Here is a 20,508-nt window from a genome sequence, read left to right as displayed (position 1 = left end):
TAATTAAAACATGTCCTTAAATCATTTTTTTAAGGTTAAAACAACCTAGAATATAATTATTATTTTTAGAATTTAAAAATTATATTTTAGAGTTCAAAAATTATAAATTAAATATTCTATATTGGAGATGAGTGATGAACTGGCGTGCACTTTTTAAACCTAGCGCAAAATATTCAATTATTGCACTGATTATTGTCGGTGTGGTTATGGGTGTAGTGGGCTACTTCGCTACTCAACAAACTTTACATGCAACCAGTACAGATGAATTCTGTATGACTTGTCATAGTAACCATTCACTGAAAGATGAAGTCCTTGCTTCAGCTCACGGCGGCGGTAGTGCTGGTGTGACAGTTCAGTGTCAAGATTGTCACCTTCCACACGGTCCAGTTGATTACTTGATCAAGAAAATCATTGTATCGAAAGATCTATATGGTTTTGTGACTATCAAAGACTTCAACACGCAAGCTTGGTTAGATGAAAACCGTAAAGAACAAGCTGACTTAGCACTTGAGTACTTCCGCGCAACGGACTCAGCTAACTGTCAACATTGTCATACTCGCATCTACGAAGACCAGCCTGAAACAATGAAGAAAATGGCTAAAAGAATGCATGAACGCAACGCCAAGCAAGAAGGCGATAAGAGAAAGACTTGTGTAGATTGTCATAAAGGTGTTGCTCACCCTTACCCTAAAAAGTAAGTAGACCTATACAAGGGTAGTTCATTTGGAGTGATGACCTGAGAGACTACCGATTAGAAAAACCTCGCWATWGCGAGGTTTTTTTATGGCTTAAATTTGGAATCACCTCTTAAGAATAGAAGAAACGAATAAACAGAAAAGGAAATCAAAAGGCCGGCCGTTATTACGAATTTAACAATATGACCAGTTAAAAAACGATACCAATTAACATATCGCCGACACTCAAAGTTTGTACCCTCATATTAAAGGAGCTGGGTAGCAGAGTTTATTGCGAGCGATACTGTAGTTAATGACATGGTAGGTAATGACAAGGTAGGCAATTAAAAAAGCCCCACATTTGTGAGGCTTATATCAAAGCAGAAATATGATTATTTTTCTGCTGGTGGTAGGTCTAACACCTTTTGGCGGTAGACTAATAACCCAAAGACACCGAAAAAATATACCTTAATATAATCAATGAGTTTAAGTTTAAGTAAGCTGCTAAACATCGTATGAAATATCAGTAGCTGGAAGAAATGCATCATCACTGTAATCAGCAACAAGATATTTAAAATAATACTGACTTGCCCTTCAAAAGGAATAAACAGGTTATAAAACATCACTAACCAAGTGAGTAGGGTAAAGCTTTTACCTGCAGTAATAAAAAACTTCATTATTGACCTTTAATCGATTTGATATTGGAATAAACGGTAGATCACTTGACCTGCCTTTTTCTGTTTTAGCTCCACCCAAGTATTGGGTAGCTCAAGGACATCAAGTTCAGATTCCGTCTCGACATAAATCTGCGCATTCTCGTTGAGCCATTGCTTTTCATCCAGTAAAGCAATGGTCTTGTTCGCTAAGTTTTTTCGAAACGGTGGGTCGACAAACACGATATCAAAGCCTTGTTTATCCATTGAGCCTTTTTCAAGTATAGCCAAGCTGTCGCCATTAATGACGTCTGCATTGTCGCACTGTAAGGTTTGCAAATTTTGAGTTAGCTGTTTGGCTGCGCTGGTTTGTAATTCAAAAATGCGTGCATAACTGGCGTAACGAGAAAGCGATTCAAGACTTAATGCTCCGCTGCCTGCAAAGCAATCTAATACTCGTGCACCACGAACATCACTTGAAAGCCAGTTAAACAGGGTTTCTCGTACTCTGTCTGTGGTTGGACGTAAACCTTCAAGGTTATGAATAGGGAGCTTACGTGAACGCCATTGCCCTGAAATGATTCTGACTTGGCCGCTTGCCGAGTTATTTTTGGACATTTTGCCCTCGTGATTTTGCCTGAACAAAGAAAGTGGTAGACTATGCAACCAATTAGAATACTCGATATTTTATACCAAACTGAAGTGTAAGGGTGAGCAATCCTTTGTACATTATGATGAATGGGCTATCGAGACTATTTTTCCGAATTTTTTTAGCTCAATAAGCACTGGTAGTAGACATGGCAAAGAAAGGTTTTTTTTCGTGGTTTCGTAAAGACAAAACCAAAGAACAAGAGAAAGTAACAACCGAGAGCGCACAAGAGCAAATTGATACCAGTCATGCTGATCAGCAAGCGCAAGAACAGGAAGCAGCACGCCTTGCTGAAGAACAGCGTCTGCAAAAAGAACATGAGCAAGCAGAGCTTGAGCAAGCCAAGCAGGAACAAGCGCGTCTAGAAGCCGAACGTCTTGAACAAGAACGTCTTGAACAAGTCGCCCTTGAGCAAGCCAAGCAGGAACAAGCACGTCTAGAAGCCGAACGTGTTGAGCAAGAACGCCTTCAACAAGAGCGCCTTGAACAAGAACGTTTAGCTGCGGAACAACTTGCAGCAGAACAAGAAGCTGCTCGTATTGCTGAAGAGCAGCGTCAGCAACAAGAACGTGAACAAGCCGCCCTTGAGCAAGCCAAGCAGGAACAAGCACGTCTAGAAGCCGAACGCGTTGAGCAAGAGCGCCTTCAACAAGAGCGCCTTGAGCAAGAACGTCTTGAACAAGAACGTTTAGCTGAGGAGCAACTTGCAGCAGAGCAAGAAGCAGCCGAACAAGAGGCGGCACGTATTGCTGAAGAAGAACGTTTAGCCGAAGAAGCGCAGCAAACTGATGCTGAACTCATTGATGAGCCGCAAGCAAAACCTGCTAAAGAAGGCTTATTTGCACGACTAAAGCGTGGCCTATTACGCACCAGTGAAAACATTGGTAGCGGATTTATGGGTATTTTCCGCGGGAAAAAAATTGATGACGAGTTATTTGAAGAACTCGAAGAGCAACTACTGATTGCAGATGTGGGCGTTGAAACCACAACTCGCCTAATCGATAGTTTGACAGAGAGTGCATCACGTAAACAGTTAAAAGATGCTGAAGCTTTATATGAGCTGATGCGTGATGAAATGCAAAAAATTCTCGATCCTGTTGCTATCCCTCTTGTACCTGAAAACAGTGACGGCCCTTATGTTATTTTAATGGTTGGTGTGAATGGTGTTGGTAAGACAACCACCATAGGTAAATTGGCAAAACAGTATCAAAAACAAGGCAAATCTGTCATGTTAGCTGCGGGCGATACTTTCCGTGCAGCAGCTGTTGAGCAATTACAAGTATGGGGGCAGCGTAATGATATTCCGGTTGTTGCGCAACATACTGGTGCAGACAGCGCATCCGTGTTATTTGATGCATTGCAAGCGGCTAAAGCACGAAACGTTGATGTATTAATTGCAGATACCGCAGGACGTTTACAAAACAAAGGTCACTTGATGGAAGAACTGAAAAAAGTTGTTCGTGTCATGAAAAAATTAGACCCTAATGCACCGCATGAAGTGATGTTAACGCTAGATGCAAGTACAGGACAAAATGCCATTAGCCAAGCGCAATTATTCCAAGAAGCGGTTGGTGTAACAGGTATTACCATCAGTAAGTTAGACGGTACAGCAAAAGGCGGGGTTATTTTTGCCATTGCTGATAAGTTTACTATCCCAATCCGTCATATCGGTGTGGGTGAGCAAATTGATGATTTACGTACCTTTAATTCAAACGATTTTATCGAAGCATTATTTAGTCAAGACAAGGCAGAATAGTCATATATGATCCATTTTGAGCAAGTCAGTAAAATTTATCCAGGTGGCCAAAAAGCCTTGTCAGAAGTCAATTTTCGCCTGCATCAAGGTGAAATGGCGTTTTTAACCGGACATTCTGGCGCTGGTAAAAGTACCTTGCTCAAATTGATCACTGTGATTGAACGTGCTAGTGCAGGTAAAGTCTCAATTAATGGCCATGATATAGCTAAGTTAGGCAAAAAACATGTGCCATATCTTCGCCGTAATATCGGTATGATATTTCAAAACCATCACCTATTAATGGATAAAAGCGTATTTGATAACGTGGCTTTGCCTCTTGTTATTGAAGGCTTTTCCCATGGTGAAATTCGTAAGCGAGTTGCTGGTGCTTTAGATATGGTTGGTTTATACGGTAAAGAGCGCCATCTACCGGTCATGTTATCAGGCGGTGAGCAACAACGTGTCGGCATTGCCCGGGCGATTGTTAATAAACCGCCTTTATTACTTGCCGATGAACCAACGGGTAACTTAGATCCTAAGTTATCGATGGATATTTTGCGGTTATTTGAGACCTTTCATGATGCGGGAACAAGTGTGCTTATCGCAACCCATGACTTGGGCTTAATTGCTCGGATGAAATATCGCACCTTAACCCTACGCCAAGGCAAGATGCTAGGTGGTGATGAGATTTACACGACAGATACTCAGGGACAGGCGTAATGACAAATAAGGTGAGCATTACCGCAAGCAAACTACCGTTTACTGGTCGATTAGTGATGTTTTTCGTTCGTCATATTCAACAAGCGATGGCGAGTATTGGTGAGTTGTGGCGAAACCCTATTTCGTCAGTGATGACCATGGCAGTATTAGGGGTCAGTTTAAGCTTACCTGCGGCGCTGCAAGTCTTAGTAAAAAATGCAGAGAATATTACCCAGTCGTGGAATAACGCTGCAGAAATTTCATTATTTATTAATGAAGGCCGAAGTGAGCAGTCCATTCAAAGCCTAATTTCCCGTATAAAAGTGTATGCCGAAGTGGATGTGGTTGATTATATTAACCGAGACCAAGCACTAGAAGAGTTTCAACGTTTATCTGGTTTTGGCGAAGCATTATCTTATTTAGATTCAAACCCGTTACCTGCCGTGGTGGTGGTCACACCTTTAGCGCGCCATTCTAGCCCTGAAGGGGCAAGGCAGTTGCTGGCTAAGCTTGAGCAAGAGCCTGAAGTGAGCTTTGGCCGCTTAGATATTGAATGGCTAGAGCGTTTGCAAGCCATGGTTAGATTAATAGAGCGTACTGTTTTAGCCATAGCGGCCTTATTGGTTTTGGCTGTGGTATTGGTTATTGGTAATACGATTCGCCTGGCTATTATGAATCGCCGCACTGAAATTGAAGTGATGAAACTTGTCGGTGCGACAGAAGCGKTTATCCAGCGTCCCTTCCTTTATACAGGTATTTGGTATGGTGTAATCGGTGGCGTTTTGGCGTGGATTATTATCAATTTACTGGTTTGGTACCTCGATTCTGCACTTGCTGAGCTATTGGGTTTGTATGGTAGTCAGTTGCAGATCCAATCTTTGAGTGTGGCTGAGTTAGTTAAGCTAGTACTGCTAGCTTCGTTCTTGGGGTGGTTGGGTTCATATTTGTCTGTTAGGCAACATCTTCGTGCAATTGAACCGTCTTAATAATTCTGTCGTATAGGCATGCTAGATTAAGACTATCGAAAAAATGAACATTTGTTCACTTGCATTTTCTTATGTTTCAGACGACTATCATTTAGCGCATATTTTATGTGCATTTCGGTGTTGAACCACTGTTGACATATCTTGTCTTATAATAGATAGTTCACCACTTACTTAAAATCTTTTAAGTAAAAAAAGTGTTAAAAACGCAGTAACTAGTAGGAGCTTTAATGGCCTTTCAATCGCAATCTATGTCACTCACTGTCCCTAGAGGAAGTAGCAGCTTAGAAGCATACATGCAATCAGTCACAGGCATCGAGATGCTTGGGGCAGAGGAAGAGCATGAGTTAGCTAAACGTTTGCAAGAAACTGGTGATCTACAAGCTGCGAAGAAATTAATTATGTCTCACTTGCGCTTTGTTGTGCATGTGGCGAAAGGTTATTCTGGATATGGTTTGCCACAAGCGGACCTTATCCAAGAAGGCAACATTGGTTTGATGAAAGCAGTAAAACGCTTTGATCCTGATGTTGGTGTGCGTTTGGTGTCTTTTGCTGTGCATTGGATTAAAGCGGAAATTCATGAGTACGTGCTTAAAAACTGGCGTATCGTGAAGGTTGCAACCACTAAAGCGCAACGTAAATTGTTCTTCAATATTCGTAAAACTAAAAAGCGTTTAGGCTGGTTTAGTGATGAAGAAGTTGGCATGGTTGCAGAGAATCTTGGTGTGTCTAAAAAAGACGTTACCGAAATGGAGTCGCGAATGGCGGCGCAAGATCCTGCATTTGACTTAACCAACGACAATGACGATGACAACAGCGCTGATTTTGCTCCTGTTCATTACCTAGAAGATCACTCTTCTGATGTGGCATTAGAAGTTGAAAATGAAAACTGGGAATCGGATTCACAAGCTCGTTTATTCTCAGCGATTAAAACCCTTGATGAGCGAAGCCAGCATATTCTTCGTTCTCGCTGGTTAGATGACGATAAAACCACATTGCAAGAACTTGCAGCCACTTATCAAGTATCGGCTGAACGTATCAGACAGCTTGAAAAGAATGCAATGAACAAATTGAAATCTTGTATGGAAATCTAAGTTAATTAGTGATGCTGCCAAGATGATTAAAACCTGCTCCGGCAGGTTTTTTTATGCCTTGAAAAGACTGAGTATGTCTTTAATTGTTTACTTCATTCAAGTTGGCTTTAACCGCAGCAACGATCGCTTTTCGAGGAACTTTAAGGCTCGTAGTGATGACATTTTCAGGCCATGAATAATACTGGCGAGGACGTTTAAAGCGTGCCACTTTCGCCAGGACATGTTGTTGTAACGATTCGATTATCTTTGCTGTAAGGGACGAGTGTTTATCTGTTAACTGGATAATGGCAGCGGGTAATAAGCTAAACTGCGGGTCAGCTTGAGCAAATACCACTGCATCATTAACTAGAGGGTGCGATTTTAGCGCAGCTTCAATCTCCTCTGGGTGAATATTTTCGCCGCCACAGATAAACATATTATCAGTGCGTCCAAGCAAGTATAAATTGCCTTTTTCGTCCTGTTTTGCTCGGTCTTGAGTATTGAACCAACCTTGTGAATCCAGTGGCAATGTTAGTGATGCTTGGGTGATTGCTGCGTGTGACGACTCATTTTTATCTGAGTCAGCCAAATAGCCCAAGAATAGGCAGTCGCCTTTAACCCAAATGGTGTTATCGACGATATTAAGTTGGCGATGTAATAATACTTGGCCGAGATGCCCCTGTGGATTGATAGCTGCCGTGGTGATTTGCGAACTCATCTCAGACATACCGTAACTGCAATAAGCATTAACTTGTTTGTCAGCAAGCGCTGAGACTAAATGAGGTTCTATAGCACCACCACCTAATAATAAGGCGTTGACACTATCTAATGCGTGGGGATGTTGTGCAAGTAGCTTACTTAATTGCGCCGCAACCAGCGAAACATGAGTCACCTTGCTTGCAATGATCTGTTGCCACAAAGCTTGGCTATCATTTAACACCACTGCTGCACCAGCAAGAGCGCATCGATTAATGATGGCTAAGCCACCAATATGAAATAACGGCAAGGATAATAACCAGCTATCACCCTGTGCTAACGCGATGTTGTTAGCAGAACCTACTGCACTAGCAATGTGGTTTTCTAAGCAATGTACAACGGCTTTTGGTGCACCGCTAGAGCCTGAGGTCAAAATGATATTTAACGGTTGCTGGGGATTTATTTTAGGTATCGCGCCAGCTAAAGCAGTGTTAGATAGCGAGATGGTAAGTTGTAGCTTGTTTACGACGCGATTATTGTCCGTTTTGTTATTGTGCTTAATGCTTGAGTCATCCATAAATGAAGGTTCAAGCCATATCGCATCAATGTTAAAGCGTTGACATAATTGGTTAATTTGCTGTGCAGGAAAGCGTGGGGAAATGGGTAACAACACGGCACCCAAGTCAACACAAGCCCAATATAAGCAAACCATTTCGAGATTATTTTTGCTGACACAAGCGAGTCGGCTATGTTGTTTAATACCCTGTGTTTGCAACGTATTAACTAGGTGGCAAACCATGGCACTGAGTTGCTGATAGGTTAACGAACCCACTGAACTTGATGCTTGCTTGATGGCGATAGCATTCGGTTGATTAAGGGCTGTTTGATGCAATGGAGAAATCATCTTCATACCTATTTTATGCTGCCTACTTTTGCTCAATAGCGACCAGAATTAACCTTGGTAGTGTTGAAGCAGTTGACATACCTCAAGGTTAAGTTGATTGTCTGAGTTCATTAATGGCTGAGTAAAACTGGCAAGTGTGTCAAGCCCAGGAATTTCGTCTGGAGTTAACACTGCAGCAAGTTTCGCAAGATCCCCAATCCCAAGATTGGCCTCTAAACTTGAACTTAAAATACACCGCACGCCATGGCTAGTAGCAAGGTTAATCAGCTGAACTAATTTATCAATATTACCGAGTACCATAGGTTTGATTATCAAGGCTGCGAGTCCTTCAAGCATGTCAAACTGGTAATGACCATCATTTAAGGTTTCATCAAGTGCAAAGGGGATATGTAGGCTTTGGTATACAAGTTGGCTTTGCTCGGGCGTTTTACAAGGCTCTTCGATGTACTCTATAGCTTGTTTTGGTAGGCAAGCTAAGAACTCAATAGCTTGCTCAACGCTAAAACCTTGATTGGCATCAAGGCGTAATTTCAGTTTTGGATTAATAGCTAAAATTTGATGAATAAATGTAATTTCTTGCTCGATACTTGCCTGAGCGACTTTAACTTTAATGGAATAAGTCCCTATGGGTAACGCATTAACTTGCTGCGTTAAGGTCTCAATACTGGTGTCGTCTTTATAATAAAATAGGCCAACTTTACGTTCATCAACATGGGCATATTGAAATTGTGATGACGATTTAAACCCGAGCAAACTTAACCCTAAACCTATAGATGCAAAGGGCGCTTGATTGGCAAGTTCATTCAGTGCCTTGATAGGTTGCCCTATCAGAGAAGGTAATTGTTGTTCAAGGTATTCAATGACCTGTGATAATGATTCAGGACTAAACCCAGTTAGCGGTTCACCTTGAATATCAACACCTGACAAAGGGGCTATTTCCACAAACTCTGGGGCGCAGTTATCAAATGTGGCACTGATGATTAGCCCTAAACGTTGATTAATTCGCTGACTGGCGACGGGCAGAGCCGGTTCAAGGTCAATTTTATATTGATGTATGCTCAGTTCTCGGATGCTTGCTTGCGCCACATTGTCAGTCGTTTCGCCAATTTGAGTAGAGCATGAATGGCTTAAAGGTTGTGGGGCATCAAAGTGCATAAAGCAAATATCCTATAAAGCGATGGCCACCTCGGTTAAGGTGGCTAAATTTCATTTACCGTTAAAGGTTAGCTAAGGATATAAAAGTTGTACTATCCTTGCGGCAAACATCTGTGGTTGGGCTTTATGGGTATTGTGGCCAGAATTTGGAATACTGATCACCGACATATCGATTTTTTCTTGCCACTTAAGCGCCAGCTTAGAAAACTTGCTGTCTTGCTCACCCACCAACATGTATCTTGGGCAGTGTAATTGTTTCAACACTTTTTGGCCATTATCTTGTAAACCCAATGAAGTGCTTCTAAAGCAATGGAGTAGCGCTTGCGGATCATTTTTACTGCGTATACTAATCAGCTGCTCACGCGCGCTGTCTTGTAGATCTGCAAATACAGGCTGCTGATACCATTGGGCTAAAAAGTCAGTTATCGGCATATTATCGAGTTTATCTGCCCACTTTTGGTCATGTTTCAAACGAGCTTGTTTATCTCGAGTGGAACATAAGCCTAAATGGGCGGATTCTAGCATTAAACTTAACAATGCTTGTGGGTGGAACTTCGCAATGTGCAAAGCAACGCGCCCACCAAGAGAGTAACCCAGTAAATGAAACTGCGGGTAACCTAGCTTGATCACTTTATCGACAATGGTTTGAGCTAATACTTCAAAACCAGGAGAAGGTAATATTTGATCGTTTTCACCATGGCCTGGTAAATCGATACAGATACAATGAAAGTACTGGCTTAAAATGGGCAAGCTGGCTTGCCAATCTTCTTTTGAACCTAAAAAACCATGTAATAAAACCAGTGCAGGTAATGCTGTGTCACCGTAACGTTTAATGGTTGGCATTAGCGTTGTTTCACCCATTGTGCAATGAGCTTTATTTGATCGCTTGCCTGATTGGGGGCAACATTGACTTCAATTACAGAAGTCCCTGCATAAGCCATTGCATCAGTATAAGCCTCATTAAAGCTAGATAAACAATCTACTTGGTTATAAGGCAAGCCAAACATGGCAGCGGCATAACCAAACTCCAGCCCGTGACTTAAACGGTAGAATTCATCTCTGACCGCTTCATTTGGCACAGGTAATAAATTAAAAATATTGCCGCCATCATTGTTGAGCACCACGATCACAAAAGGGGTTGTGATTTGTTTGCAGATAGCCAGCGAATTAAGGTCATGTAAACTGGATATATCACCAATTAACAAAGTACTGGGTTGTTGCGTGGCAAGGGCCATACCGCAGGATGTTGCAATTAATCCATCAATACCAGATGCACCACGATTGGTATAAATATGCGGTGTTTCACAGGTTATAGGAGAAAACATGTCGTATAAGCGCACCGGTAAACTATTTCCAATAAACCACTGGTGGTTTGAGGTCTGCGCTTTAGCAAGTTGACGTACAACTTGCGGCTCACCAAAACGACTTTGATCTATGTGCTGTGTGAACAGCGCCTCTAGCTGCTGGTTCATTTCAATTAAAGGTAAAGCCCAATTGGCTGAAGATGAACGGGGCCAAGGCGCGTTACATATGGCTGAAACACTGGCTTGCCAAATACGTTTAGATTGGTGGTTAGGATCGAGTCGTTGCTGATTGGGAAGTACTTGCCAATAACTGTGCCATTGATGTTGTGCAATAAAGCTAATAAGCCTTTTTGAGATAAATCGGCCGCCAAATACCAATAATCTATCTGCTTGCTCTACAAATTTGGTTGCTTTGGGGTGTAGCATCAATTGATCAATATGGCCGATAACACTTGGGTGTTGTCGTAATTGTGACTGAGCATCTGTGACGACTGGCCAGCCTAACTTTTGTGATAATTCAATGATGAGTGATGGATTGTCATGAGGCGAAAGCGTACCCACTACAATGATGCCTTTACCATGGACAAAACGCATCATGGTGTCTTCTGAGGGCAGGTTATTACAGGAAACCTGGCCATAGTCGGTATAAGGGTGGCTGTGATTTGCCCATTCTGAGATCGGTTGAGTATAAGATGCTGATGATGCTATCAGTGCTGGTAAACTCTCCAACTCGCTTGGGTAAAGTGGCTCACGATACATGCAATTAAAATGCACAGGTTGTTGAAGGTTAGCCACGGCTTCGTCAATTGTTGTTAAGAGTGTGTTTGGACTGATAGCGAGATCTGGCGTTGGCAAATTCACTTGCTTGGCATAATCAGCAAAAATAGCAGGTTGGATAATGGCTTGATTGGCACCGCAGCCAATAAGCTCAGGTGGCCTGTCTCCACTTAATACAATTAATGGAACTTGAGTTAACCATGCTTCAACGATGGCAGGGTATAAATTAGCAACAGCTGTGCCTGATGTTGTCACTATTGCAACTGGACTATTGCTGGATTTGGCAAGGCCTAGCGCCATAAAACCAAGTCCTCGCTCATCAAAATGCATGTGGCGCTCAAGTTTATGTTGCGCCGCCGCAGCTAGGGTTAAAGGCGTTGAGCGTGAGCCTGGAGCCATGCAAACGTGTTTTACGCCAAGCCGAGCTAGCTCTTCTAGGATTAACGCACCCCATAGTAAGTTAATGTCAGACGTAGGTTGTGTTTGCATAGTAATAAATACCCAATTAAAAGTGCCTGAAACCTAAAGTTTCAACATGGTTGTTTACGCTAAGTGTTAACCACAAACCTTACAGAATGTGAGTCACTGGCTTAATAAATGTTGGCTATTTTCATCAGTATAACCAATAAATTAATTATAAAATGTGCGTTACGCTTGATTGTTAATCCATTCGCTCATTACAACATGAGTTTTAATTTTGACAATATCGGCTTGCGCATCAATATACTCTCGGATTTCATGTAATCGCTTCATGGATGCCGCATTGACATACACCAATAAATCCATTTCTCCGGTGATTCCTTGGCATGTGATTACCTCTGGAATGGCGTGGAACACATGGACAACATCGGCGCAATTAGCCCGTTCATGCTGAATTTCAAAATAAGCAGAAACGCCTTCTTTTTGTGACTCGCTTAATAACACTTGATAGCCACGAATGATCCCTGATTGCTCGAGCTTTTTAATCCGCTCGGTTACAGCACTACGTGATAAGCTGACTGTCTCAGCGATATGAGAAATACTTTGGCGGGCATTGGCACGTAGTGCATTAATGATGAGTTGGTCGAATTTGTCCATGTGAAGTCTTACTCGCTTTAAAAGGCTGAACCGTTATAAGTGGGCCGCCATAATGTCGGTTTCTTGCATTAATTCCGTCAATATGGTGGTTTAATCCATTATCTTGTGGGGTATTTACGGCAGTTTGTTTATCATTTTAATTTTATAATTCTTTCAAACTTCACCATAGAATAAGCCAATGAATCAAATTACAGGAACGATAGGGCGCTGGCAAGGTGCCGGGTTGATGGCCACCACTTTGCTAGGTACAGGGGTATTTATTTTGCCGCAAATGACCATTGCGGTGGCAAATAGTGGTGCATTATTGGCGTGGGCTATATTAACCATCGCCATTTTGCCTGTTGCGGTGGTGTTTGGGTTATTGGCTAGTCGCTTCCCACATGCCGCAGGGCCTGCCTATTTTATTGAGAAAGCTTATGGCACCACAGCAGGGCGCACAATAGGATTAATTTTCTTGTTTGTGATACCCATTGGAGCGCCAGCAGCGATTTTAATGACCTTCCAGTTTATGGATGCACTTGTGTCTATTACTGGCTGGGGGCAATTAGCGGCCGAACTCACCATTGTGGCGGTATTGTTACTGCTTAATTATCGCGGGATTCAAGTTTCGGCCAAGTTGCAATTTGCGTTAACGCTAGCCATTATCGCTGTTGTGGCAGTGTTATTTGGTGCGAGTGGCACCAATGTCAGCCAAGTGGAATYTTTTGCAAGTATGGCTTCACCAGAAGCTTCTACAGTGATGTTAGCTATGGGGATCGGTTTTTGGAGCTTTTTGGGCATCGAAGCTATGACACATTTAGCCAATGATTTTAACGATCCTAAAAAGGATATGTTACCGGCTATGATGATAGGCACTGTCCTCGTTGGCGTGATTTACCTTATCTGTACTTTATTGCTGTTGATGGTGCCAAGTGATAAAGAAGGCTTAGCCATGATCCATGCATTCWATGTGTTATTAGGTGATATCACTTGGCAAGGCATGGGTGCACAAGTGATTGGGGTATTAGGTATTGCCAGTGGTTTGGCGACGGTCAATGTGTATTGTGCAAGTGCAGCGAGATTATTGTGGAGTTTTAGTAAAGAAGGGGTGCTGCCAAGTTATTTTAGCCAGCTTAATGGCTATGGCGTGCCATTACGTGCGTTGAACACTATTTTGACCATCATGGCATTGGTCATCACCTTAACCTTTGTGACAGAGCAAAAGCTTGAAGATCTTATTGCATGGAGTAATGGTGTGTTTGTGATTATTTATCTGCTGACCATGCTATCGGCAGTAAAATTACTCAGCAAACGTTATTTGCCATTGATTATTGGTGGTAGTGTATTTTGTATTGGCGTGGGCATCGCCTTAGCTGAAAATATGCTGTATTCATTTATTCTACTGGTGGTGATAGCTCCGTTTATGTATTGGCAGAAACAGCATCAAGCTCGCAAACAGTTAGTGTAGTATTTCCTAGATAACTTAAACAAAAGCCAAAACAAAAAACAGCGCTTAATGCGCTGTTTTTTTGTGACTAAATTATGCAAAAACTGAGTTAGCGTTGCTCCATGGCAATATTACGCATTTGAATGACTTCACTATGCTTTAAATACAGCAAATCTGCAGTTCGGCGAATGATTTGATCTTCGTTTCGGCACAATTTGCCATCAGAGTATGCCAGCTTCCACATACACAGTAGCAGCTTTTGCTTTTGTTCAATTGAGCATTGAGCATTAATTTCGGCGGTGAACTCAAATAACGACGTTGCGTTACCTTGAACTAATTTGGCCTCGTCAATTAATGCATTTGCTTCAGCTGAACTGATATTTAAGCTGTGACTAATCATGCTTGGGAGCATGGCGACTTCTTGCTCATCGAGCGTCTCATCTGCATACATGACTTCAAGTAGTAAACTCACTGCGGCTAATTTTAGCTGTTGCGCTTGCTCCTCAGGGGTCACAGCTTGAGCATGGGATTGTAAAAACTGTTTCAGTTTCGCGATCATTTTGCCTCCTACACGCCAGCTAATGAGCGCATTTAATGGGAAATCTATATTGATTAAGCTTAACAGAGACAATAATGCCGAGCGAATTGCTCGGCATTAAATTATGTTAATCCTAAATGCTGTTTGGCTTATAGCAATGAATTAACACCTTTCATCAGCAAATCGACTGTACCTTCGCTGCCGTTAGTCTCTAAATATGATTTAGCGATATCGACCATAGGCGCTACGTATTCTTTTTTGATACCAAGTTGTTCAAATGCATCATAAACCATAGCTGCGCCTTCAAATGACTGACCTAAGTCACCCGCCTGGGATAATAACCCTGACATACCAGAATCTGAAGATAGCTCAGGTACTGCTGCGAGTAATGCATCGGCTCCAGGAATACTGTTTGATAGCTGGCTGAAATCAGAACCGCCTAGGTTTGATTGCGCTAGGCTTAAAAGCGTGCCTAACCCGCCTTGGGCTTGTTCTTGGCTTAACCCGAGTTGTGACATGACATTACCAACTAAGTCAGTAGATTGAGTAGCCGCAGTGTCTACTTGTTCTACTTTCTTTTCATCGCTTCCAAATACACTGTCTAACCAACTTGCCTGTGCTGGTGAAGTTAGGGCAAACATCGCTATTAGAAGACTTACTGCAGGGCTTAATTTCATCATGGCCATCCTGTGGTTTTGTTGAATGATTAAAGGTGAGGTATCGATATTGTGTCACCATTTTAACGTTATTCACAAAAATGTGACAATTGATTTGATTAACTTCTATTAAGCTTCAATATCAATTGTGCAAAAACACTGTTTTTTCGGTATCCTTAGCAGCATATTTGTCTTATTTAGATTATTGGAAATCCCATGTCATTGTCTGCAATTTTGACTGAAGCATATAATTTCTTTCGTAACCATATTGCACAGCTTGCTTCGCTTACTGTGCCACTACTGTTAATTCAAGTAATGATCCAAGTGTGGTTAGGAACAGAACTCGCAGCGCAAGCTGAAGTAGAAATCCCACAGTTTGGCGCTATTCATGGTGCAGCCATGATGGCGTTACTGTTAATTTTTTCATTATTGATTGCCGCGCTAACCTTGTATTTAGAGGTTCGTTCACGAGGTCATGATGTGACCCCTGGTTTAGTGCTTAAAAACAGCTTTACCTTTGTGCCACCATTACTACTCGCAGGGGTATTCTCTGGTTTAGCCATTTTGGCACCTGTTATGTTATTTGCCGTGTTTGGGCCATTTTGGATTATTGGATTAAGTATTAGTTTCTACTTGTTTGCTCGCCTTGCATACGTCAACTTTATGGTTATCGTAGAACGTGTATCACCGCTTGAAGCCATTAAAAGTAGCTTTAAGTTTTCATCACCAATCGTATTGAAAACTATGCTTATTTTAATGTTATATCTGCCACTTTCTATGGTAGGCGGTGTCGTGTTGCAGTTAACAGAATTCGGTGGCTTCCCACTACGCATTATTATTGATACCTTGTTCGCATTTTTAGGACTTTTCGTTAACGTTGCCTTATTTAGATTGTATATGGTTAACCGTACGACAGATGATAGTGAATCAGATACCACAGAAATCTAAATGCGAGTAATCATGCTAAGGAGCCACGCCAGTGTTAAATGATATTGAATTTATTGGCGGCTTCTCAGCTGACATCGTAGACGATTACACCAAAGCCAAAAGCTACGTTAGAGATATTCCAACACAGGCTTTGGTGTTCGTTCGTAGTTTTACCCACCAAGTCACCTCGCTATTAGCCGATAAACATTCCGTAAAATTTAATAGCCCGAACTTATATGACCGCATCGAGCAATTGAATCGAATGCGTTTTATTGATGTACCAACCACACGTGCACTGCACCGATTACGCAGCGACGGTAACCGTGGTGCTCATCCAGAAAAATATCATTTAACGCAAGAGCAGCTTGTCTCACTGGCTGAGAAAACCATCAAGAATATCTTGTCGTTAATTACCTTGCTGTATCCAAAAGTACACCGAAAAAAAGCGCCTGAGTATCAGTTTGAAGCCTTTGATTCATATGTGGGGCGTGAGCTGTGCTATCAAGCTGTGATGCACAACGATCCGCAGGCTCAGTACTTGGTGGGTATGTCGCTTAAATCAAAAGCGTTAATGCAACAAGAGCAAGAGCAATCACTTGAGCAAGATGCCGAAAATCAAGTTGAGTCAGCTGGCACATTTAAGCAAGCGGCTAATTGGTTTGAGTTGGCTTCAGACAAGCATCAACAAGCCTTATTTGAGCATGGCGTTGCTTTACTGCATGGCTACAGTGGTGAAAAAAATGCCTTAGCTGGCGAGATAGCTATTGAACGTGCTGCAGAGGCTGGCGTCATAGAAGCGAAAGCTCTATTAGGCTTCTTTTTCTTGGTTGGTAGTGAAAACTTTGCAGTGGATTTAGCGGTAGCGGCGAATTGGTTAGAGCAAGCTGCATTAGCTGAAAACACTGAAGCAATGTCAAACCTAGGCGTTTTGTATTATCAGCAACAGCAGCTTGATAAGGCTTTTGAATGGATTAATAAAGCGGCTCAAGCGGGTTACCCTCATGCTCAATATCATCTTGCCTTGATGTTATTTAATGGTGAAGGCTGTGAAGCAAATCCAAATGCCAGTGAACATTGGTTGGCAGAGGCGGCCGAGCAAGGTCAATTAGACGCCATGTTTACCCGAGCCCAGCATATGCTTAATGATGATTCAGGTTTAGGCGCAGATGTGTGTTTAGCAGAGCGATATTTGCGAGATGTGATTAACTATGGCCGCAGTGTTCCTGCAATGATAGAGCTAAGTGTCGCGCTTGCTGATGGTGTATTTAAACGCATTGATGTGGTTGAATCGGCGTCATTGCTTAAACTAGCCAAACAATATGCTAATGATGAACAAGCTGAGATTATCGAACCGATTTGGCAATCACTTCAAATTCAAATTGATAATGTGATCGCGCTTAAACCTAGTGAAGAAGAGCTGAAATCTTTGATTCATGCACAAGGGATTTTGGCTTAATTTTGATCTTTGGGTAGTTAAGTTTAGATGTCTGGATGACCTTTTTAATTAATTTCTTCTACATGAAACAGATCAAGGTCGTGGCGCTTCGCCCACACCAGACGAAAGGGAAACAACAGCTTTTCCCTTTTCGATATCCCTAGCCGTTCCGGCGAAATTTAAAAAGCAAAATTTCCAACGGAAGTTTATCTAGCCTGAAAACACATTTGAGTGTTCTTGCTCATCTACGAAAATCGCTATCGCTTCCGATGGGGCGTCCCTTCCCCTCGAAAGCTAGCTGGCCATCCATGGCCAGACTCACGCGATTTTCTTGATGAGCTTAATTGTTATGAAAATTCAGGCCGAATTCGAAAGCTATAAGTCCTTAAAGTTTAGTTCTATCTAGGAATAAGAGATGAACTTGCAGGCTAAATGGTCTCCGTTTGAAGTGTCCGAAAGCGTTAAGTGAATTTTCGTGAGCTCGGCAAGGATGCCGTGGTAGCCTTAGATTGAGCCATGGATGGCGAATCTGAGGCGTTAGGAAATTCACTTATAAGATTGAGGGAACAACGCTTCAATGGAGCGGGTGGGTGATCCAAGAGGGAGTTGCCGTTCACTCCCTTTTGGTCTGGTGTGGGCGAAGCGCCACGACTTTAGACGTAAATTATTTAAACATAAAATGGTTTTGCCTGAGATAGATAAGAAAAGTAGTATGATATGAATCAATAGCTGATACTTTACCGTTAAAAGGCAAAAAATTTAGCAGTTAGATTTAATGGAGTATTTATATGGATTTTAGTTCGTTTGGTTCAGCAATTTCAGGTGCTGTGATTGGTGGTATTATCACTGGTTTTTTCGCTTTAAAATCTACACAGAAGTCATTTAATAATCAGAAAGTACAATCAGAAGAGAACGAAAAGAAATTAATCAAGGGTGTACTTCAAGCTATTCATGATGAATTAGAAACTATTTTTGAACGTTATCAGGATACTATGGGAAGTAAAATAGAAACCCTTAAGGAGAATGAACCTCTGGCTTTCTATTACCCTTTAGTTAGTGACTTTTTTACTGTCTATAACGCAAATTGTTTCTTAATAGGGCGGATACCAGATAATGATCTACGAAAGAAAATTATTAAAACGTACACAATTGCAAAGGGAATGGTGGACTCTTTTAGATTGAATAATGATTTAGTTTCAAAATGGGAATTTTCAGAAAAGTTGTATGCAGAATCTCAATTGGAAGTTCACAAACAGCAAGCTTTAGCACATTATTCAGCTTTGGCAGAATATGGTAAATCTTTAAAAATTAATCATACTACTTTCAAAGCAGAAGTAAATGATTTGCTAAGAGAGTTGCATAAAAATGGTGTACTAAATGAAGTTAGTAACTAATAATTCCATCATTATTTTAAAAATACTCAAACTCTCATAAGCCTTAATAAACATCATGGTCAATCAATCTCAGGGGAATCAAGGTTAACTGACCATATGAATGTTTAGTCAGGTTGATGGTCGAAGGTGCGACCGCTACGTTGCCTGTGATTGCCTGTTTGCTTAAACATATCTGATTGGTAAACCGAACGTTCACGTTGGATGTTCGGATCGCCTCGATAAACCTCATCTGGTGCTTGTTGACCGAAAATTGGCTGCATCTTTGGGGCTAGGTACTTGCGCCCAAGTAGGTTTAACCCGATAAAGCTAACAACGGCAAACACAATTAAAAATGGCAATAAAACAATCGACATCAAGCCGATAGCGATAATCGATAGTAGTGCAAAAATAGGATTCATGGTGCCAACTTTTTGTTTCAGTTGGGCTTGATTTATAAACTGGTTAAAATTCATTAATATTCCTCAATTTACTGGCTAGACACGAATCAAAAGGCGATGGAAACGTCTCTAGAATGGCTTGTTAAATTCGAAGCCGTAGAATTTGTATATTAATAATGCAATGGAACAGCTATTAACGTCACGTTAAACCTGGTTAATGTTTGTTAGCTAAGGTTACGGGTTTGGGGCTGCAAGCATTAAGTCATTGGTTTTAATCAGTATCGTTTATTTGAATCTAGGAAAATTAAACATCGCTTTGATTCACGGCTTTCGCCACACTTTCACAAATAATATTCCGTAGCCATAAATGTCCAGGTGCTTGACTGTTACGTTCATGCCATAACAACACATAAGCCATTGGCATAAATTCAAATGGCAAGGGGACTTGTACCAAAGGGTAAAGTTTAACCGCGTGGCGGGCAAAGCTCGATGGTAAGGTAAAGATTAAATCGCTGTACGCGCAAATACTGGCAGCGCCATAAAAATCGGGCACTGTGGTGCTGATACGACGATGTAAGTTTTGTTCTGCTAGGTGATAATCTAGCGCCCACCAATCATTGCCTTCGCAGCGCACTTGCACATGTGACATTGTGAGGTAGCTTGCCAAATTCCATTGCGGGCTTTGTATTATTGCTAGCATGGGGTGATCTTGGCGAACCAAGCATACTTGCTTATCTTTAAATAGGGTTTGATGCTCGATACCGTCTGGTAGTTGCTCAATTTTTAAATCGGCTTGAGGGTGAGTGTCACGACCTGCAATACCAAAATCAATTTGTCCTAACTGTAAATCTTGCATCGACTTTTCGGTCCAAACATACGAGTCGAGTTTGACGTTAGGGGCATCATGTAACAATGTGCCGATAAAATACGGTAGCAAAGTTTCGTAAGCACTTTCGACCATGGAAAATGAAAAATGTTGATTACTGCTTGCAGGCTCAAAAGTTGGTGGTTGGGTGAGCTGATGCAATGTCTGTAATATTTGTGGCAATTGCTCGCCTAACTGAATGGCATGCGCGGTAGGTTTAAGTCCGTGTGCGGTTCGCTGAAATAATGGATCATCTAAGGTTGAACGTAAGCGATTGAGACTTTTACTCAATGCTGACTGGCTTAAGTGCAAGCGGCTGGCGGCGCGCGTGACGCTTTGTTCTTCAAGTAAGACTTGAAGAATGACCAATAGGTTGAGATCAATTTTAGCCAGATTATCAATATTCATATGATATTCCTCTAGGGAAATTTACTTAGGAAATCATACCATTTCTATTCATACCATGAGTAGTCTAAAATGCGCGCCTAAATCAATACCCGAAATTAAGAAA

The 20,508-nt window shown here is 41.7% G+C and carries 20 protein-coding genes; 9 read left to right on the top strand and 11 right to left on the bottom strand.

The window, feature by feature from the left end; all coding sequences use genetic code 11:
* The first annotated feature begins 134 nt into the window (after positions 1–134).
* A complete protein-coding gene (locus A9267_RS17985; protein ID WP_055025386.1) occupies positions 135–698 on the top strand; it encodes a NapC/NirT family cytochrome c in 564 nt (187 codons plus the stop codon).
* Between the two features lie 368 nt (positions 699–1,066).
* Here the strand turns inward: A9267_RS17985 and A9267_RS17980 are convergent, their stop codons facing one another.
* Together A9267_RS17980 and rsmD are read right to left on the bottom strand one after the other, a co-directional pair.
* Positions 1,067–1,351 carry a DUF1145 domain-containing protein gene (locus A9267_RS17980; RefSeq protein WP_055025385.1) on the bottom strand — a complete coding sequence of 95 codons (285 nt, stop codon included), beginning with the start codon at positions 1,349–1,351 and terminating at the stop codon, positions 1,067–1,069.
* A 9-nt stretch (positions 1,352–1,360) separates the two neighbouring features.
* Positions 1,361–1,945: a 16S rRNA (guanine(966)-N(2))-methyltransferase RsmD gene (gene rsmD, locus A9267_RS17975; RefSeq protein WP_065110185.1), complete on the bottom strand. Its 585-nt coding sequence runs from the start codon at positions 1,943–1,945 to the stop codon at positions 1,361–1,363.
* A gap of 179 nt (positions 1,946–2,124) precedes the next feature.
* Between rsmD and ftsY the strand changes: the two genes are divergently transcribed.
* The 4 genes from ftsY (at position 2,125) to rpoH (ending at position 6,487) form a co-directional block, all read left to right on the top strand.
* Positions 2,125–3,732 carry a signal recognition particle-docking protein FtsY gene (ftsY, locus tag A9267_RS17970; protein ID WP_065110184.1) on the top strand — a complete coding sequence of 536 codons (1,608 nt, stop codon included), beginning with the start codon at positions 2,125–2,127 and terminating at the stop codon, positions 3,730–3,732.
* 6 nt (positions 3,733–3,738) lie between these two features.
* Positions 3,739–4,431 carry a cell division ATP-binding protein FtsE gene (gene ftsE, locus A9267_RS17965; RefSeq protein ID WP_055025382.1) on the top strand — a complete coding sequence of 231 codons (693 nt, stop codon included), beginning with the start codon at positions 3,739–3,741 and terminating at the stop codon, positions 4,429–4,431.
* Complete coding sequence (ftsX, locus tag A9267_RS17960) at positions 4,431–5,396, top strand: permease-like cell division protein FtsX (protein WP_065110183.1); 966 nt, start codon at positions 4,431–4,433, stop codon at positions 5,394–5,396. Before ftsE ends, ftsX begins: the two co-directional genes overlap by 1 nt.
* Positions 5,397–5,623: 227 nt before the next feature.
* Positions 5,624–6,487: an RNA polymerase sigma factor RpoH gene (rpoH, locus tag A9267_RS17955; RefSeq protein ID WP_065110182.1), complete on the top strand. Its 864-nt coding sequence runs from the start codon at positions 5,624–5,626 to the stop codon at positions 6,485–6,487.
* A 79-nt stretch (positions 6,488–6,566) separates the two neighbouring features.
* Here the strand turns inward: rpoH and menE are convergent, their stop codons facing one another.
* From menE to A9267_RS17930, 5 genes are all read right to left on the bottom strand, one after another.
* A complete protein-coding gene (menE, locus tag A9267_RS17950) occupies positions 6,567–8,066 on the bottom strand; it encodes an o-succinylbenzoate--CoA ligase (protein WP_231919207.1) in 1,500 nt (499 codons plus the stop codon).
* Positions 8,067–8,114: 48 nt separating this feature from the next.
* Entirely contained in the window at positions 8,115–9,221 is a 1,107-nt protein-coding gene (gene menC, locus A9267_RS17945; RefSeq protein WP_082972446.1) for an o-succinylbenzoate synthase, read from the bottom strand.
* 72 nt (positions 9,222–9,293) lie between these two features.
* A complete protein-coding gene (menH, locus tag A9267_RS17940) occupies positions 9,294–10,064 on the bottom strand; it encodes a 2-succinyl-6-hydroxy-2,4-cyclohexadiene-1-carboxylate synthase (RefSeq protein ID WP_065110325.1) in 771 nt (256 codons plus the stop codon).
* Positions 10,064–11,791 carry a 2-succinyl-5-enolpyruvyl-6-hydroxy-3-cyclohexene-1-carboxylic-acid synthase gene (gene menD, locus A9267_RS17935; protein ID WP_065110180.1) on the bottom strand — a complete coding sequence of 576 codons (1,728 nt, stop codon included), beginning with the start codon at positions 11,789–11,791 and terminating at the stop codon, positions 10,064–10,066. The genes menH and menD overlap by 1 nt, the downstream gene beginning before the upstream one ends.
* A gap of 159 nt (positions 11,792–11,950) precedes the next feature.
* A complete protein-coding gene (locus tag A9267_RS17930; protein WP_055025377.1) occupies positions 11,951–12,379 on the bottom strand; it encodes an Lrp/AsnC family transcriptional regulator in 429 nt (142 codons plus the stop codon).
* 178 nt (positions 12,380–12,557) lie between these two features.
* Between A9267_RS17930 and yjeH the strand changes: the two genes are divergently transcribed.
* Positions 12,558–13,826: an L-methionine/branched-chain amino acid transporter gene (gene yjeH, locus A9267_RS17925; RefSeq protein WP_065110179.1), complete on the top strand. Its 1,269-nt coding sequence runs from the start codon at positions 12,558–12,560 to the stop codon at positions 13,824–13,826.
* Positions 13,827–13,914: 88 nt separating this feature from the next.
* On the opposite strand, the gene A9267_RS17920 is transcribed toward yjeH, so the two are convergent.
* Complete coding sequence (locus A9267_RS17920; RefSeq protein ID WP_055025375.1) at positions 13,915–14,364, bottom strand: tellurite resistance TerB family protein; 450 nt, start codon at positions 14,362–14,364, stop codon at positions 13,915–13,917.
* Positions 14,365–14,492: 128 nt separating this feature from the next.
* On the bottom strand, positions 14,493–15,020 hold the full coding sequence (locus A9267_RS17915; protein ID WP_065110178.1) for a DUF2780 domain-containing protein: 528 nt from the start codon (positions 15,018–15,020) through the stop codon (positions 14,493–14,495).
* Positions 15,021–15,215: 195 nt separating this feature from the next.
* Between A9267_RS17915 and A9267_RS17910 the strand changes: the two genes are divergently transcribed.
* The 3 genes from A9267_RS17910 to A9267_RS17900 all read left to right on the top strand — a co-directional run bounded on the left by A9267_RS17910 (position 15,216) and on the right by A9267_RS17900 (position 18,755).
* Positions 15,216–15,947: a hypothetical protein gene (locus tag A9267_RS17910; RefSeq protein ID WP_065110177.1), complete on the top strand. Its 732-nt coding sequence runs from the start codon at positions 15,216–15,218 to the stop codon at positions 15,945–15,947.
* A 31-nt stretch (positions 15,948–15,978) separates the two neighbouring features.
* Positions 15,979–17,382 carry a tetratricopeptide repeat protein gene (locus A9267_RS17905; RefSeq protein ID WP_065110176.1) on the top strand — a complete coding sequence of 468 codons (1,404 nt, stop codon included), beginning with the start codon at positions 15,979–15,981 and terminating at the stop codon, positions 17,380–17,382.
* Positions 17,383–18,149: 767 nt separating this feature from the next.
* Positions 18,150–18,755 carry a hypothetical protein gene (locus tag A9267_RS17900; protein WP_065110175.1) on the top strand — a complete coding sequence of 202 codons (606 nt, stop codon included), beginning with the start codon at positions 18,150–18,152 and terminating at the stop codon, positions 18,753–18,755.
* A 104-nt stretch (positions 18,756–18,859) separates the two neighbouring features.
* On the opposite strand, the gene A9267_RS17895 is transcribed toward A9267_RS17900, so the two are convergent.
* Positions 18,860–19,207, bottom strand: coding sequence for an NfeD family protein (locus A9267_RS17895; protein WP_055025371.1), 348 nt, complete (start codon positions 19,205–19,207; stop codon positions 18,860–18,862).
* A gap of 229 nt (positions 19,208–19,436) precedes the next feature.
* Positions 19,437–20,405, bottom strand: a complete 969-nt coding sequence (locus A9267_RS17890; protein ID WP_065110174.1) for a LysR family transcriptional regulator — start codon at positions 20,403–20,405, stop codon at positions 19,437–19,439.
* Positions 20,406–20,508: the final 103 nt, after the last annotated feature.

Source organism: Shewanella sp. UCD-FRSSP16_17, from assembly GCF_001675935.1.
Taxonomy (GTDB): Bacteria; Pseudomonadota; Gammaproteobacteria; order Enterobacterales; family Shewanellaceae; genus Shewanella; species Shewanella japonica.
The sequence above is the reverse complement of the archived record's forward strand: the minus strand, read 5'-3'. Positions and strand labels throughout refer to the sequence as shown.

Excerpts from the sequence above, each read along its gene's own strand:
- A9267_RS17895 (WP_055025371.1), bottom strand. The coding sequence starts at position 19,207 with ATGAATTTTAACCAGTTTATAAATCAAGCCCAACTGAAACAAAAAGTT.
- menD (WP_065110180.1), bottom strand. The coding sequence starts at position 11,791 with ATGCAAACACAACCTACGTCTGACATTAACTTACTATGGGGTGCGTTA.
- rsmD (WP_065110185.1), bottom strand. The coding sequence starts at position 1,945 with ATGTCCAAAAATAACTCGGCAAGCGGCCAAGTCAGAATCATTTCAGGG.
- A9267_RS17915 (WP_065110178.1), bottom strand. The coding sequence starts at position 15,020 with ATGAAATTAAGCCCTGCAGTAAGTCTTCTAATAGCGATGTTTGCCCTA.
- menH (WP_065110325.1), bottom strand. The coding sequence starts at position 10,064 with ATGCCAACCATTAAACGTTACGGTGACACAGCATTACCTGCACTGGTT.
- A9267_RS17910 (WP_065110177.1), top strand. The coding sequence starts at position 15,216 with ATGTCATTGTCTGCAATTTTGACTGAAGCATATAATTTCTTTCGTAAC.
- A9267_RS17920 (WP_055025375.1), bottom strand. The coding sequence starts at position 14,364 with ATGATCGCGAAACTGAAACAGTTTTTACAATCCCATGCTCAAGCTGTG.
- menC (WP_082972446.1), bottom strand. The coding sequence starts at position 9,221 with ATGCACTTTGATGCCCCACAACCTTTAAGCCATTCATGCTCTACTCAA.
- A9267_RS17900 (WP_065110175.1), top strand. The coding sequence starts at position 18,150 with ATGGATTTTAGTTCGTTTGGTTCAGCAATTTCAGGTGCTGTGATTGGT.
- menE (WP_231919207.1), bottom strand. The coding sequence starts at position 8,066 with ATGATTTCTCCATTGCATCAAACAGCCCTTAATCAACCGAATGCTATC.
- ftsY (WP_065110184.1), top strand. The coding sequence starts at position 2,125 with ATGGCAAAGAAAGGTTTTTTTTCGTGGTTTCGTAAAGACAAAACCAAA.
- ftsE (WP_055025382.1), top strand. The coding sequence starts at position 3,739 with ATGATCCATTTTGAGCAAGTCAGTAAAATTTATCCAGGTGGCCAAAAA.
- A9267_RS17930 (WP_055025377.1), bottom strand. The coding sequence starts at position 12,379 with ATGGACAAATTCGACCAACTCATCATTAATGCACTACGTGCCAATGCC.
- A9267_RS17980 (WP_055025385.1), bottom strand. The coding sequence starts at position 1,351 with ATGAAGTTTTTTATTACTGCAGGTAAAAGCTTTACCCTACTCACTTGG.
- rpoH (WP_065110182.1), top strand. The coding sequence starts at position 5,624 with ATGGCCTTTCAATCGCAATCTATGTCACTCACTGTCCCTAGAGGAAGT.
- A9267_RS17985 (WP_055025386.1), top strand. The coding sequence starts at position 135 with ATGAACTGGCGTGCACTTTTTAAACCTAGCGCAAAATATTCAATTATT.
- A9267_RS17890 (WP_065110174.1), bottom strand. The coding sequence starts at position 20,405 with ATGAATATTGATAATCTGGCTAAAATTGATCTCAACCTATTGGTCATT.